16 protein-coding genes are annotated in these 15,479 nt (G+C 40.8%); 6 read left to right on the top strand and 10 right to left on the bottom strand.

Going from position 1 to position 15,479, the window contains the following annotated elements:
• Positions 1-169: 169 nt before the first annotated feature.
• Positions 170-904 carry a glutamine amidotransferase gene (locus GFH30_RS05505; protein WP_171500995.1) on the top strand — a complete coding sequence of 245 codons (735 nt, stop codon included), beginning with the start codon at positions 170-172 and terminating at the stop codon, positions 902-904.
• A gap of 32 nt (positions 905-936) precedes the next feature.
• Positions 937-1,572 carry a LysE family transporter gene (locus tag GFH30_RS05500; protein ID WP_153371271.1) on the top strand — a complete coding sequence of 212 codons (636 nt, stop codon included), beginning with the start codon at positions 937-939 and terminating at the stop codon, positions 1,570-1,572.
• A 48-nt stretch (positions 1,573-1,620) separates the two neighbouring features.
• Here the strand turns inward: GFH30_RS05500 and GFH30_RS05495 are convergent, their stop codons facing one another.
• The 5 genes from GFH30_RS05495 to GFH30_RS13435 form a co-directional block, all read right to left on the bottom strand.
• A complete protein-coding gene (locus tag GFH30_RS05495; RefSeq protein WP_153371270.1) occupies positions 1,621-2,208 on the bottom strand; it encodes a YceI family protein in 588 nt (195 codons plus the stop codon).
• Positions 2,209-2,333: 125 nt separating this feature from the next.
• The gene (locus GFH30_RS05490; protein WP_153371269.1) at positions 2,334-2,783 is read right to left on the bottom strand and encodes a GNAT family N-acetyltransferase; all 450 of its coding nucleotides are present in this window, start codon (positions 2,781-2,783) and stop codon (positions 2,334-2,336) included.
• Between the two features lie 194 nt (positions 2,784-2,977).
• The gene (locus GFH30_RS05485) at positions 2,978-3,193 is read right to left on the bottom strand and encodes a hypothetical protein (RefSeq protein WP_153371268.1); all 216 of its coding nucleotides are present in this window, start codon (positions 3,191-3,193) and stop codon (positions 2,978-2,980) included.
• 116 nt (positions 3,194-3,309) lie between these two features.
• Positions 3,310-5,298 carry a transketolase gene (gene tkt, locus GFH30_RS05480; RefSeq protein WP_153371267.1) on the bottom strand — a complete coding sequence of 663 codons (1,989 nt, stop codon included), beginning with the start codon at positions 5,296-5,298 and terminating at the stop codon, positions 3,310-3,312.
• A gap of 235 nt (positions 5,299-5,533) precedes the next feature.
• Positions 5,534-5,962, bottom strand: a complete 429-nt coding sequence (locus tag GFH30_RS13435; RefSeq protein ID WP_196779991.1) for a pilin — start codon at positions 5,960-5,962, stop codon at positions 5,534-5,536.
• 499 nt (positions 5,963-6,461) lie between these two features.
• On the opposite strand from GFH30_RS13435, the gene metK reads away from it, so the two are divergent.
• The 3 genes from metK to GFH30_RS05460 all read left to right on the top strand — a co-directional run bounded on the left by metK (position 6,462) and on the right by GFH30_RS05460 (position 9,555).
• A complete protein-coding gene (gene metK / locus GFH30_RS05470; RefSeq protein ID WP_153371265.1) occupies positions 6,462-7,628 on the top strand; it encodes a methionine adenosyltransferase in 1,167 nt (388 codons plus the stop codon).
• 180 nt (positions 7,629-7,808) lie between these two features.
• Positions 7,809-8,153: a hypothetical protein gene (locus GFH30_RS05465; protein ID WP_153371264.1), complete on the top strand. Its 345-nt coding sequence runs from the start codon at positions 7,809-7,811 to the stop codon at positions 8,151-8,153.
• A 190-nt stretch (positions 8,154-8,343) separates the two neighbouring features.
• Positions 8,344-9,555 carry a YeeE/YedE family protein gene (locus tag GFH30_RS05460; protein ID WP_153371263.1) on the top strand — a complete coding sequence of 404 codons (1,212 nt, stop codon included), beginning with the start codon at positions 8,344-8,346 and terminating at the stop codon, positions 9,553-9,555.
• 53 nt (positions 9,556-9,608) lie between these two features.
• Here the strand turns inward: GFH30_RS05460 and GFH30_RS05455 are convergent, their stop codons facing one another.
• The 3 genes from GFH30_RS05455 to GFH30_RS05445 are packed head-to-tail and all read right to left on the bottom strand — an operon-like array spanning position 9,609 to position 12,214.
• Entirely contained in the window at positions 9,609-10,118 is a 510-nt protein-coding gene (locus GFH30_RS05455) for a hypothetical protein (RefSeq protein ID WP_153371262.1), read from the bottom strand.
• 57 nt (positions 10,119-10,175) lie between these two features.
• Positions 10,176-10,955, bottom strand: coding sequence for a TIGR03915 family putative DNA repair protein (locus tag GFH30_RS05450; protein WP_153371261.1), 780 nt, complete (start codon positions 10,953-10,955; stop codon positions 10,176-10,178).
• Positions 10,955-12,214 carry a putative DNA modification/repair radical SAM protein gene (locus GFH30_RS05445; RefSeq protein WP_153373371.1) on the bottom strand — a complete coding sequence of 420 codons (1,260 nt, stop codon included), beginning with the start codon at positions 12,212-12,214 and terminating at the stop codon, positions 10,955-10,957. Before GFH30_RS05445 ends, GFH30_RS05450 begins: the two co-directional genes overlap by 1 nt.
• A 205-nt stretch (positions 12,215-12,419) precedes the next feature.
• On the opposite strand from GFH30_RS05445, the gene GFH30_RS05440 reads away from it, so the two are divergent.
• Positions 12,420-13,463: an NAD(P)H-dependent flavin oxidoreductase gene (locus GFH30_RS05440; RefSeq protein ID WP_153371260.1), complete on the top strand. Its 1,044-nt coding sequence runs from the start codon at positions 12,420-12,422 to the stop codon at positions 13,461-13,463.
• Positions 13,464-13,535: 72 nt separating this feature from the next.
• Here the strand turns inward: GFH30_RS05440 and GFH30_RS05435 are convergent, their stop codons facing one another.
• Both GFH30_RS05435 and dusB read right to left on the bottom strand, forming a co-directional pair.
• Positions 13,536-14,165 carry a hypothetical protein gene (locus tag GFH30_RS05435; protein ID WP_153373369.1) on the bottom strand — a complete coding sequence of 210 codons (630 nt, stop codon included), beginning with the start codon at positions 14,163-14,165 and terminating at the stop codon, positions 13,536-13,538.
• 239 nt (positions 14,166-14,404) lie between these two features.
• Positions 14,405-15,427 (bottom strand): tRNA dihydrouridine synthase DusB, encoded by a 1,023-nt coding sequence (gene dusB, locus GFH30_RS05430; RefSeq protein ID WP_153371259.1) that lies wholly within the window; start codon positions 15,425-15,427, stop codon positions 14,405-14,407.
• Positions 15,428-15,479: the final 52 nt, after the last annotated feature.

Here is a 15,479-nt window from a genome sequence, read left to right as displayed (position 1 = left end):
TCTCTAAGGACATCCAAACCTCAGAGAGGTCGTTTAAAAAATCGGTGGCTATTCAAACTCCGCTATTACCTTCTATTTTATACAATACAGCATCAATTCTTTCAATCTCCTTCAATTTTGATGTCATTCAGGCTAGATTACTCCATATCTCTTTTTTATCTTTATGTTGATGTTAAACATGACCACATTACCCGAAACCATCTATGCCATTCAGCATCTTGCCTTTGAAGATTTAGGTGCTTGGGAAGATGTCCTGTACAGCCTTGGCTATCGTGTACGCTACTTTGAGGCAGGAATTGATGATCTAACCAAAGCGCTGCAGTACGAGGGCTTGACCATTATTTTAGGTGGCCCGATCGGTGTTTATGAATCAGATGATTACCCATTTTTAAAACAAGAAATAGACTTACTTAAAGTGCGTTTAGAGAAAAACCTACCCACTCTTGGGATTTGTTTAGGTGCTCAGCTTATTGCTCACGCTTTAGGAGCACGCGTCTATGCAGGACATGCTAAAGAAATTGGTTGGTCCAAACTAGATATTCAAAATATGCTAAAGAATCCGCTTAGCGCTTTGACAGAGATTAAAGTCTTACATTGGCATGGTGATACTTTTGAATTACCTAAATCCGCTGAATTATTAGCAAGTTCAGAAATATACTCCAATCAGGCATTTCGAGTCGGATCCAATATTTTGGCTCTGCAGTTTCATGCGGAAGTTGCAAGTGACAATTTAGAAAAATGGTTGATTGGGCATACATGTGAATTACGTAACGCCAATATCGACATTCCAACCTTACGTGCTGATAATCGAAAATACGCTACACATCTAGAACAGGCATCTTCTCAAGTTTTAAAAAACTTTATCGACCAATTGACTATCGCCCATTCAATATCAACACCATAGAATGTAGATAAATTTTTAGCGCGTTTAGCCTTATGTCTGCTTTGTTCGGTATTGCAATCATTCACTTTTTTGCCTTGATTAGTCCTGGTCCTGATTTTTTCTTTGTGACTCAAAGTGCGATTCGTCAATCTCGAACGCATGCGCTCTTTGCGGCATTCGGTATTTCTCTAAGCATCTTGGTTTGGTCGATTTGCGCTTTAAGCGGCTTACACTTCTTATTTCAAAAGATGGCATGGTTACAGCAGGTACTGATGATTCTAGGCGGAATTTATCTGCTGTATCTAGGCGTACTTATGCTGAAGTCAGTACTTAACCCACCTCAACCCGACTCAAATATTGGGCTACAAAGCAATGAATCGCATGTGGCATCGAGTCATTTGAAATTATTATTTCAAGGCTTTTTGACCAACATGGCAAATCCAAAAGCATTGGTCTATTTTAGCAGCGTATTTGCCGTGGCCATTAACACCAATACTCCGCTTAGCGAACAGGGTTCATTACTTTTACTGATTTTCTTAGAAAGTTTACTGTGGTTTACCTTGGTTGCTTTTATCTTTTCTATGCAACGTATTAATCAGGGTTATCAAAAATTCTCTAAGTGGATTGATGGCATTACAGGTGGCATCTTCATTAGCTTTGGGCTTTTACTAATCTTAAATCGAGATTAAACACGCAATAAAAAAGCCCTCAAGTGAGGGCTTTTTATTGCTTCAATCTTATTTCTTATCCGCAGGAATGGTTGCTTCTGTCGTGATGTTCACGGTAATTTTATCACCCACGTTAGGCACATACCCTCCAACACCAAATGCTGAACGGTCAAATGAAGTGGTCGCATTAAAGCCAATCGCAGGGACTTTTGCCATTGGATGCTCACCTTGTTTATTTAGCACAGCATCAAGCACAACGGGTTTAGTCACATCCTTAACAGTTAAGTTACCAGTGATCTTATATCTATTTTTGCCTAGAGCTTGTACTTTGGTACTTTTAAAGGTGATATTCGGGTATTTCGCTGCGTCAAAGAAATCTGCACCTTTAAGATGTTCATCAAGTGCGCCAACATTGGTATTCAAGCTTGAAAGTGGAATCGTTACATTGACAGAAGAATTGGCAGGCTTGTCATTATCCACCACAATTTTACCCTGAATATCCGAGAAATTACCTGATGGCATAGAGAAACCAAAGTGATTCCATGTAAACACTGTTGCCGTGTGTGTAGGATCAATGGTGTAAGTCACAGGCTTAGCTAGAGTGAATGTCGCAACTGATGCTAAAGTTAAACCCAATGCAATGTTCTTAAATGTCATGATGTATTCCTCAATATAATGCAATCAAATATAGCTTTTTTTGGCGTTATTACATGCCTCAAGGATAGAACAGGTTGTTGCATGTTTAGAACGATATATTTGTATTAAATTCATATTCAAAAATATCAAGGCATACGATATTGGATAAAACCCGTCTTTTTAGCAACGCGATTATAAAGCTTTTGTGCCGCCTGATTGTCTTGATGCGTTAACCAATAAAGACGATCACAGCCACGCTGTTGGGTGTATTGATCTGCGTGTTGAATTAATGCTGTTGCGACGCCTTTACCCCGCGCATGCTCAAGGGTAAATAAATCTTGCAAATACGCATAGGGTTTGATCGTCCAACAACTGTCATGCTCAATAATATGTACGATGCCAACGACTTGATTTTCAATCAATGCAGCAAAGCCATAGATTTGATTTAAATGAACATCGGTTAATCTTGACCAAGTGAATGCAGTGATGTCATCTGTAATCGTGGTCTTATAAAATGCTTGATAACCCAACCATAAAGCTTGCCACTCTGATTGTGTAACTTCGGTTAATGGTTTGACGATGATCTTGATGTCCAATACGCTCTCCTCTTTTTATTTATTTTGTCGCATCTATCTATACAGACTTTATAATACTTAGGCTATTCAATCATCCAATACTACTCTTAAGTCACTGCATTTATAGCGAACTATCTGCATATATGATTCAATTCTTAGGTATATTCAGGCAAATAAAAAGCCCTATCTCAGGGCTTTCATTCACAACTTCAAAATTACAGCTTTTCGACCAATACACGGTCGACTTGCTTTAAGCCCGTGTTTTTTTCATGGTTTTGACGACGCACCTTAATAATCTTATCTTCTTCCATATCTTTGAGCAAAAGGACAACCGCCATCATGCTTTCTAAAGGAAGATCTTGACCAATCCATTTTTGCTCGCCAGCATCCATTAATGTGATTTCATCACTGATTTGATCATATAAACTCATATTCGCTCACCTAGATTTCAATAGAATATTCATTCTATAAATCATTATATCGAAGAACTAAAAATAAAAGACGCCCCAAACTTGGGACGCCTTTTACAACCTGTTTAATCGAATGATTAAGCAGTGATTTCTTTTACAGCCGCAACAACCGCTTCAGTGGTAATACCGAAGTGTTGGTACAAATCTTTTGCAGGTGCAGATTCGCCATAAGTGGTCATACCGATCACACGACCGTCAAGACCAACGAATTTCCACCAGTAATCCACATGTGCTGCTTCAACAGCAACACGCGCACGAATATTTACAGGAAGAACTGCTTCACGATACGCAGCATCTTGTTTTACAAATTCTTCAGCACATGGCATAGATACTACACGTACACCGTCAAGTTGTGCATACGCTTCCATTGCTAAGCTTACTTCAGAACCTGTTGCGATGATGATCGCTTTCAATTCACCTTTTTCTTTCGCCAATACATAACCACCTTTCGCAACATCCGCAATTTGAGCTTCAGTACGTGCTTGGAACGCTAAGTTTTGACGTGAGAAAATAAGTGCTGTTGGTCCTTCAGAACGTACAAGTGCAGATTTCCAAGAAATTGCAGCTTCCACGGTGTCACATGGACGCCAAGTATTGAGGTTTGGAGTACCACGTAAAGACGCAATTTGTTCTACAGGTTGATGTGTCGGACCATCTTCACCTAAACCAATGGAGTCATGGGTATAGACATGAATCACACGTTGTTTCATCAATGCAGACATACGTACTGCATTACGTGCATATTCCATAAACATCAAGAATGTTGCAACGTAAGGAATGAAACCACCATGAAGTGCAACACCGTTCGCGATTGCGGTCATACCGAACTCACGTACGCCATAGTGTACGTAGTTACCCGCAGCATCCTCCTGAACGCCTTTAGCACCTTTCCAAAGGGTAAGGTTAGAACCTGCCAAGTCAGCAGAACCACCTAAAATTTCAGAAAGCATTGGAGCAAATGCTTGGATTGCCGCTTGGCTTGCTTTACGTGTTGCAACTGTTTCTGCTTTTGCATTCACTTCAGCAATATAAGCATCCGCTTTTGCAACGAAATCGCTTGGCAATTCACCTGACATACGACGTTTAAGATCAGCCGCTTCAGTCGGATATTCTGCAGCATACGCAGCAAACGTTTCATTCCAAGCCGCTTCAGCAGCCGCGCCTTTGTCTTTGGCATCCCATGCTGCATAAACATCAGCAGGAATCTCAAACGGACCGTCAGTCCAACCCAATGCTTCACGAGTCAATACGATTTCATCGTTACCAAGTGGTGCACCGTGGCAATCTTCTTTACCTTGTTTATTTGGCGAACCTAAACCAATCACTGTTTTACACATGATGATGGTTGGTTTTTTGCTTTCAGCTTTTGCTGCTAAAGTTGCTGCACGAAGCGCGTCAGCATCGTGACCATCAACTTTAATCACTTGCCAGCCATACGCTTGGAAACGTTGTTCTGTATCGTCAGAGAACCAACCTTCAACTTCGCCATCAATTGAAATACCGTTGTCATCGTAGTAAGCAATAAGCTTACCAAGACCCAAAGTACCTGCCAAAGAACATGCTTCGTGAGAAACACCTTCCATTAAGCAGCCATCACCAAGGAAGCAATACGTGAAGTGATCAACAACTTTGATATCTTCTTTATTGAACTGTGCAGCTAAAGTTTTTTCTGCCAAAGCAAAACCAACAGCGTTTGCAATACCTTGACCAAGTGGACCAGTCGTTGTTTCAATACCCGGTGCATAACCCAATTCTGGGTGACCTGGTGTTTTAGAATGCAATTGACGGAACGATTTTAAATCTTCAATCGAAAGATCGTAGCCCGATAAATGAAGAAGTGCATATTGAAGCATAGAGCCATGACCATTCGATAACACGAAACGGTCGCGGTTCACCCAATTTGGGTTCGTTGGGTTGTGGCTTAAAAAATCACGCCAAACCACGTCAGCGATATCTGCCATCCCCATTGGCGCACCTGGATGGCCTGAGTTTGCTTTTTGCACAGCATCCATTGCTAATACACGAATTGCATTTGCAATACGACGTTCATTAAGCGGGGTTGTCATAAGTCGGAGTCCAAAAACATTTGAAGAAGAGATGAATAAGAATTCAAGAATGGCGCTATTGTCTCAAAAAATAGCTTCGGGGGTAAAGCCTCCCCTACAATATTTATTGATTTATTACACTTCTATTTTAGTCTGTAGAGAAAATTCACCCTAAATCCACATAAAAATGCAGCAGCGATGACATACAGACCTCATTTAAAAATTGCATCTATTGAAAAAAATAAATTCCAAAATCTTAGGCACCATCACAACTCGTTGGCAAATAACGCTGTGCAATCTCTTGGGACTCACAGCGCCATTGATAGCTATTACCGACGATGATAAATGAAACATGTTTTGCACTTAGACCTGCTGCAACATTGCTCGACTTAAACTGAAATACCAGCGCACAGTCAGTTCCAACAGTGTTTACACTGACTTGATCCACATATCGACCGCGCTGATTGCTGCTGCTCACATACTCTTGAATACCGCTGCAATGTCCACCTTCGCTATAAAATTCATGCATGTCATTCTTATAAGTATTTAAAAAACTAAAAACTTCAGTAAATTGAGATCGTGCGACATAGTTCTGATAAGTTGGAATCGCGATCGACGCAAGCACTCCGATAATTGCAACTACAATCATGAGTTCAATCAGTGTAAAACCCTGTTGTTGTTTCATCATTACCTCCCAAGCTTTCATCTCTTGAGATAAACAACTCAAATAACATACCAATTAAAAAATATTTTTAAATCAATTATTTATAATGCTCATTATTTGTAACCTAAACTTAAATTGTTTTTAACTGACCATTTGTGTCATTCATTTATTATTCTGAGCTATAGGTTCAAGCGATCGAAATGCCTACTCTTTAGATGGAATACACTGTAAATAAGATCCATAGAACGATCTAAATAGCGTAAATTTCATCGTTTTATCCACTAGATCTGTAAAATATTAAAAATGGGCTGCATATCATGCGATGCAATTAAATCGACTTTTAAGATAAAAAAGCGATAAATTCTTCTAAAAAACACCCATATCAATTTTTTAAATTGCATTAATCAGATAAAAACACGACGAAGTGAAAAAAATTCAATCAATTTTGTCGTATGAAGCTAGTTCTAAAGCACAAGTGGATGTAACATATCGGGTCTTTAAAATTAACTGTGATAGGACTATGCGCGAGTACGCTGTATTTACTTCGGAATCTGTAAGCGAAGGCCATCCAGATAAAATGGCTGACCAAATCAGTGATGCTATTTTGGATGCAATCTTAAGAGAAGACCCATATGCGCGGGTTGCTTGTGAAACGCTTGTAAAAACAGGTGCGGTTGTACTTGCCGGTGAAATCACAACAACTGCAAATGTAGACTTTGAAGCGATTGTACGTAATACCGTTAACGGTATTGGCTACCATCATTCAGATCTTGGCTTCGATGGCTCAACGTGTGCCGTGATTAACATGATTGGTAAACAATCACCTGAAATCGCGCAAGGTGTTGATCGTCAAAAACCTGAAGATCAAGGTGCGGGCGACCAAGGTTTAATGTTCGGTTATGCAAGTCGTGAAACTGATGTACTCATGCCTGCGCCAATTTCTTATGCGCATCGCTTAATGGAAAAACAAGCTGAGCTTCGTAAACAAGGTACGCTCTCTTGGTTACGCCCAGATGCGAAAAGCCAAGTCACTTTTGCTTATGAAAATGGCATGCCTGTTCGTTTAGACGCGGTTGTATTATCGACTCAACATGATCCTTCAATTTCTCAAGCACAACTCAAAGAAGCTGTGATTGAAGAAATCGTGAAGAAAGTGATTCCTGCTGATATGTTCCATGCAGACACTAAATTCCATATCAACCCAACAGGTATGTTTGTGATTGGTGGTCCTGTAGGTGACTGTGGTCTTACAGGGCGTAAAATTATCGTGGATACTTACGGCGGTATGGCACGTCACGGTGGTGGTGCATTCTCTGGTAAAGATCCATCAAAAGTTGACCGTTCTGCTGCGTATGCAGGTCGTTATGTTGCGAAAAATATCGTGGCTGCTGGCCTTGCAGACAAATGTGAAATTCAAGTGTCTTATGCGATTGGTGTTGCTGAACCGACGTCTATTTCGGTCAACACATTCAATACAGCAAAAGTGTCTGAAGATTTAATTATTGCACTTGTACGTGAGCACTTCGACCTACGCCCTTATGGTATTACTCGTATGTTGAACTTGATTCAACCGATGTATCAACAAACAGCAGCCTACGGTCACTTCGGCCGTCAAGGTTCTGATACAGCGTTCACATGGGAAAAAACAGACAAAGTGGAAGCGCTTAAAGCCTCTGCTGGTCTGTAAATTTCTAAACTTAAGAGCCTGCATCATGCAGGCTTTTTTGTGCCTATTTATAACGACTATTCAACACTTTCGTTGACAAGCTTTACACTTCCACCACAATTTGCAGCATTAATAAACAGTTGATTCAGATACTATTTTGATATCCCGAAGCTATTCGGTTCAAAACAAAGGATAATCAAAATGAATAAATTACTTGTTGCTTTAGGCTTAGCTGCAACCGTTGCCCTCGTTGGTTGTAATAAAAAAGAATCACCGGAAACAGGCGCAACTACGGGTGAACATTTAGAAAATGCTGCAGACCAAGCAGGTCATGATATTGCTGATGCATCACATAACGCTGCAAATGCAACTGCGACTGCTGTGGACAATACAGCTGAAGCGACAGCCGAAGCTGCGGATAATGCTGCTGCACATGCTGAAGACGCTGCACACAATGCCAAAGAAGCTGCGAAAGATGCGACTGCTGCTGTTGCCGGTTCAGTTGAACAAGGTGCTGCAAACGTAAAAGAAAAAGCACAACAATAATCTGATGTGCTAAAAAAACCCGTATCATGCGGGTTTTTTTAATTCAAAAATGCCCATGTGTAAAGCTCTTTAATCATTTTAACTGATATATAAAATCAATTATTAGCATGTTATTTATAAGTTTTACTTCATTTATCCCAGTGTAATTTAAGTAGAATAACGCCTTTCAAAAATTTGATACTTTTCTCCCATGTCTGTTATCGCTGCGTCATCGAATCGATCTCAAGTGTCGGTTTGGGTGGCTTTTATATTGCTTATTTTGGGTACCTTTGGTGCTTATCATTTTGTTGGCCTCAATCAAGCGCTGTTATTTTTAATTGGTGGTGCTTTGGGCATGACGCTTTATCATGCGTCATTTGGCTTTACTTCAAGCTGGCGCGTGTTTATTAAAGAACGTCGCGGTCGTGGCTTACGCGCACAAATGATCATGTTGGCACTTGCGGTACTACTGTTCTTCCCTGCGCTTGGTGCAGGTGAACTCTTTGGCAATCCAGTCAAAGGTTTAGTGAATCCTGTTGGACTTTCGGTGGTCATTGGTGCCTTTATTTTCGGTATCGGCATGCAACTTGGTGGTGGCTGTGCATCGGGCACGCTCTATACCGTTGGGGGTGGTAGTGCGCGTATGTTGGTGACACTGTTCTTCTTCTGCTTAGGTTCTTTAATTGCAACCTCACATATTGGTTGGTGGTTTAACCTACCGCATTTTGAACCGATTTCTATTGTAGAAACATTTGGTGTTGTTCCTGCCCTAGTACTGAACTTCGTGGTATTTGGCTTGATCGCTGCTGCGACGGTTTACTTTGAGAAGAAACGTCATGGCTCACTTGAAGTTGAAAAAAAATCACCGCATCAAGGTTGGAAACGCTTTATTCAAGGTCCATGGCCTTTGATTTGGGGCGGCATTATCCTCACTTTATTGAACTTTGCCACATTAGCTTTTGCAGGTCGCCCTTGGGGTGTCACTTCTGCACTTGCAGTTTGGGCTGCAAAATCTGCAAGTTTCGTGGGTGTTGATGTTGCATCTTGGGCATATTGGCAACAACCTGCGAATGCCAAATCACTGACCGAATCATTATGGTTTGATATTACTTCAATGATGAACTTCGGGATTATGCTCGGTGCATTATTGGCAGCAAGTTTAGCAGGCAAATTTGCACCGAACTTTAAAATTCCAGCACGTTCGATTGCAGCCGCTGTCATTGGTGGCTTAATGCTCGGTTACGGCGCGCGTTTGGCTTATGGCTGTAATATCGGTGCATACTTCAGTGGTATTGCTTCAGGCAGTGTACACGGTTGGGTATGGCTCGTCTTTGCCTTCATAGGGAATGCAATTGGCGTGAAACTTCGTCCAATCTTCTTCCCAGGTGAAAAACCACAACCTGAAAAATTAACAGGTTGCTAATCTAAAGTATAAAAAAAGCCCATCAAACGATGGGCTTTTTTTATCAATCGAATTTACAATGCCGCTTTTAAATTACAGCCATAATTCATGGTCTGTTGTACCTGACGGTAACTGGTATAGCGATCTAAAATAAAAGTATAAAATTGCTCTGTAGATGAGAAATTATTTTTTAAATTTTCTTTATCAGCATTGGGCAATTGAATAGCATTGATTAAGTTTAAGTTGTAATGCCCCAAGCGGTACATCTCTCTAAAATAGCCATTCATCATGTCGCAATACGCAACTTTGGTCGATTTTAAAGACGTACTGGCAACCAAATGCATATTCAGCTTGTGCAAATCGTTAGCATCAAAAGCAAATTGATGCGCAAAGGCATTACTTTCTACCTTTTTAAATTGGTTAAAATCAGCATTTAATTGATTATTCAGCTGTTCAAAACGCTGCTGTAATTCGGCTGCTGTCTTCACTTGATATCGAGCTGAATCAATGGCATCTGGCTTCGGTGCAGGAGAACATGCGCTTAAAGCAAAACTGAGCATCGCTACATTTAGCCACACTTTCATAAAACATTACTCAATACAAAAATCTGCCTTCGATTATGCCTGAAAAGATTTTCTATTCTAGAGGGTTTTCTCATTCATATAGCGCCAATAGCGTTTTGGCACATATTGAATATGCAATTTCATATTTTTACGTGCTTGAATATTCACACTATTAAAATAATCTTTCCACAGTTGATCATACAATACTTCTTCATCATCCAGCTCAATACTAAAATCTTGGCTGTGTCCAATATGCAACTGCGTATCAATTGCTTCAGCATTCATCTCAATTTGATGAACCTCTTTTAAATCATAGTAAATACCGTATTTACGCTGTTCATCATAGATGAGCCATGTTTGATCTTGATAACGCTCTTTAAAGTGCTTGGTGATAATTGGTAAGACATTGAAATCGGGTTTCACTAAACTTAAAAACAAACCATCTTTACACTTTTTAAAGCGTACAAAGGCTTCCATCCGATGTTTTTCACGACCGACTTGCTTCGCCCACTGCGACATACCAATCACGGCATGATGCCCATAATCTTTATCAACGGGACGTTGGTTTTGAAACACATATACGGCAAAATCAAATAAAATCTGAAAGGCTTGTTCCTGTTCCGACAAAAAAGCAAAATAAAATGCACGTAAGCTACTTGCCGAGACTTTTTGCTTTAAACCTTGCCACACGCGCTGACCGTGTTCATCGTTCGATGCCACCTGCACAAAATCATCAAATAAACCATTTTGCGCATGCGGATTTGCAGTCACCGTGACATCAAATTCTTTAAAGGCGAAAGCACGAAATACACAGCTCATTAAACCGGTCATCGTGCCATCAAAACAATAGCGCGCCATTAGAAGCCAAATCCCAATTGCGGTGAAAGCTGCTGCTGATACTTCGACTGACCTGACATTAAAATTTGCTGACGAATTTGATGCGCTTGCTGATCTTTTTTAAATTTCGGCGTATCCACACAACGAATAAAATGCTGCGCGCGATTATAGGCAACGCCCATTCGTTTCAGTTGATCAATATGAATCTGACCAAAACGACGTGCTTGGACGATTTTTTTGGCAGATCGCACACCAATGCCCGGCACACGCAAAATCATTTTATAGTCCGCATGATTAATATCGACTGGAAAAGCTTCAGGATGACGCAATGCCCAACTCAATTTCGGATCAATATCTAAATCTAAATTAGGATGCTGATCATCAACAATCTCAGTCGCATCAAAACCATAAAAACGCATGAGCCAATCACTTTGATACAAGCGATTTTCGCGTAGCAACGGCGGTGCTGAACCAACCGCAGGTAAAGCTTTTTCCTCTTCATTAATCGGAATATAACCAGAGAAATATACCCGTTTGAGTTTAAAGGCTTTGTAATGATGATCCGCCATCAGGATGATATCTTGATCGGTTTCACTATGCGCACCGACTACCATTTGCGTGGTTTGCCCTGCCGGAACGAATTTCGGCACAGATTTAATAATCTTACTTTCATCTTTCAGTTGAATTAGGCGATCGCGCACAATGCCTAAATCTTTTTGCACTTCAGCATGCGTTTTTTCAGGCGCAAATTTTTGCAAACCCGCTTCAGTGGGCATTTCCAAATTAATACTCATACGGTCTACATATAAACCGCATTCAGTAATAATTTCCTGTGATGCGCCCGGAATGGTTTTGAGGTGGATATAACCGTTAAAATTTTCCTCAAGGCGTAATTTTTTCACCACTTGCAACATACGTTCCATGGTGAAATCCGCAGATTTAAAAATACCTGAACTTAAAAACAAACCTTCTATATAGTTACGACGATAAAAATTCATGGTGAGATCCACCACTTCTTGCACCGTAAAAGCCGCACGCTGAATATCATTGGAACGGCGTGACACACAATAAGAACAGTCAAAAATACAGACATTCGAAAATAGAATTTTGAGTAATGATACACAGCGACCATCTTCGGTATAGCTATGACAAATACCATTTCCCGTATTGCCAAGACCTTTGTCTTTGTTTTTACGATTGCTACCACTTGATGAACAAGACACATCATATTTGGCAGCATCGGCTAAAATTTGTAGTTTTTCACGGATACGATCAGACATGCGCTTCGGGAGAGTTGACCAAAACAACATTATAAAATCTTTCATTTCAGCTCAATAGTGCATTGATCCTATTCACGACAAGCCTTGTCGTGGCAAATGTTACTTGCATGTAACAGTATTCGGTTATTTCGAAATAAAATACTGATTATGATTTGCTTAATTTGGATTTGAGAGGCAAAGTAATTACATTACAAGGAGCAAAGTCATGTCTTTATTGGAAAAATTTGGAATTAAACATCCTATTTTTTTGGCACCTATGGCAGGTGTTTCTACACCTCAACTTGCCGCAGAGGTCTCCAATCAAGGTGGCTTAGGTTCTTTGGGACTCGGCGCAAGCGCTGTCGAGGCGGCTCGTACTGAAATTTTAAATACTCAGCAACTCACCGATCATCCATTTCAAGTCAATTTCTTTTGTCATGAAACAGATACTTTAGATGACACGATTGCACAGGCGTGGATTGCGCAATTTAAAGATAAATTTGCAGAATTTGGTGTCGCTGCACCGCAAAGTTTAACGAAAATTTACCCAAGCTTCAAAGATAATGATGACTTCTTAAACTTGGTTTTAGAGACTAGACCTAAAGCTGTGAGTTTTCATTTTGGCATTCCGCATCCTCATCAAATTCAAGCTCTAAAAGATGCGGGCATCATCACCATGATCTCTGCCACCAACTTAGCTGAAGCTAAAGCGATTGAAGCGGCTGGGATTGATGTGGTGATTGCACAAGGCATTGAAGCGGGTGGGCATCGTGGTATTTTCAATACACAATTTGATGCCGCAGTTAAAACCTCAAATTTGGTTAAATTACTTAAACAACACGTTCAGCTTCCAATTGTCGCAGCCGGTGGCATTATGGATGGTCAGCAGGCACGTCGTATGCTGAACTTCGGTGCGGAAGCTGTCCAACTCGGCACAGCCTTCGTACAATGTAAAACGTCAAATGCCAATCCTGCTTATCGTAAGGCATTATTGTCAAAACCACTCACGCAAGTAACTGCCAGCATTTCAGGTCGCCCTGCTCGCGGTATCATTAATCATTGGCATACCAATATTGATACACCTGACCGCCTGCAAGTGCCTGCCTATCCTTATACTTATGATCTTGCCAAGCAACTTAACGCAGCAGCACTGAAACATGGCGATGAAGGCTATGGTGCATTTTGGGCAGGCTCCAATGTTGCCAAAATTCGTGAATTAGAAGCACCTGATTTAATCAATCAATTGGTATTGGAAATGATGCCGCGTTAAAAGAATCGTTCTGTATTAAGTCAAGGCAATATAAAAAACCTCCAATCATTGGAGGTTTTTTTAAGATGCAACTTAACGTGTTGCACGCTGCCAAGCATCTCTGACTGCGAATTTCGCTTGTTCCCACGTTAAACGAGACTCGCCTTTCACCTGTTCCCATTTACGTTGTAAATCAGGTTCGACCTCATCAAAGTTAATATTGCTGGCATAGTGTGTCCGATCGTCATAACCAAGGCGATATGCTTCACGATAATCACGATCATAGTCTAGGTCAGTATATCGAGTACGGGTTTCACTATAATAAGGTGTTTGCTGATGTTGCTCGCGCCAATAACGATCTTCTTCTTGATGATCGGGTTGTGCAATATCATTGCCTGCAATACCACCGACAATGCCACCAATCACACCACCAACCAATGCCCCCGGAGGACCACCGACCAAACCAGCAACTGCGCCTACCGCAGCACCACCTAAAGTCCCTGCACCTGTTGCAACCAGATTATCATCACCTTCGTTCATATCTGGCACTCGGGCATTTTCTGCTACTGGTGCATTAAGATCGGCACGAGCTTTGTCTAATGTCGGTGGGCTATTTCTTAAGGTGTGTGAATCTAATGCATCACTACGTTGTTGCAATGTTTCTTTATCTGCTGTGGACTGTACAAGGTTTGAACTTGGAATGTTTCGATCTAAATTCGTCATCATGATCTCCCTTGATCCTATTTACACAAGATGAAAACCACATCTTGCTTGATCGGGTTTTATGTTAGAGAAAAATCACGTAAACAGTGTCTAAGTCATGTCCCATTTCAGTGACGAAATGACGCAGCTATGTACAGCACAGCGCTTTATGTAACGAGTGCAACCACAGTGTAAGAGAAATAAAAAAGAGATGTTCGAAAACATCCCTTTGCTATGATTTATAACTCATCAAGCAATGATCAGACGTTAAGTAAATCCACTTGCTCGACCTGAATATCACTCATAATTTCGCCATGATCGAGCAGATGATTAAAGTAATCTTCAACCACTTTATATTGATCTGCTGTGCTTTCTACTTTATACATACTTTGGCGAAACTCATTGCTTGAACGTAAACCTTTGGTATACCAAGCAATATGTTTACGCGAAATCCGACAACCTGAGTATTCACCATAAAACTCATACAGTTCTGCCAAATGTCCGAGTAAAACATCTTTCACTTCTTGAATACTAGGCGCTGCAAGATACTCACCTGTTTTCAAATAATGTCCAATTTCACGGAAAATCCATGGTCGACCTTGTGCCGCGCGTCCAATCATGACCGCATCTGCACCAGTATAATCGAGGACATATTTGGCTTTTTCAGGACTATCGATATCACCATTGGCAATCACGGGAATATTCAACATGTCCTTAACTTCTTTAATCAAGGAATAGCGTGCATTGTTTAAATACATGTCTTCGCGGGTACGACCATGTAATGCGAGTGCCGCAATGCCCGCTTCTTCGGCGCGTTTCGCGACTCGCATGATATTTTCATAACCATTTAAATAACCCAAACGGGTTTTTAAAGTAACAGGGACATCGACTGCTGCAACGACAGCATCTAAAATACGTGCGACTAGATCTTCATCTTTAAGCAGTGCAGAGCCTGCGAGTTTATTACAGACTTTTTTGGCAGGACAACCCATATTAATATCGACAATTTGTGCCCCATTCGCCACCTGATACCGTGCAGCTTCTGCTAAATCAGCAGGTTCAGAGCCTGCAATTTGCGCAGAAATTGGGGCAAGCTCACCATCAAAATTCGCTCGATATAAGCTCTTTTTACTCATACGCAAGGTTTTATCAGACGTCATCATTTCACTGACCGCATGCCCTGCGCCAAAATATTTACACAGTGTACGAAATGGACGGTCGGTCACACCCGCCATAGGCGCGACAATCAAATTATTCGACAGTTGATACGGACCAATATACATATAAATTCATCACTTTCTTGATGAGCATAGTATACTGCATCTGCCTTGTTCT

The organism is Acinetobacter wanghuae (assembly GCF_009557235.1).
Taxonomy (GTDB): Bacteria; Pseudomonadota; Gammaproteobacteria; order Pseudomonadales; family Moraxellaceae; genus Acinetobacter; species Acinetobacter wanghuae.
The sequence above is the reverse complement of the archived record's forward strand: the minus strand, read 5'-3'. Positions and strand labels throughout refer to the sequence as shown.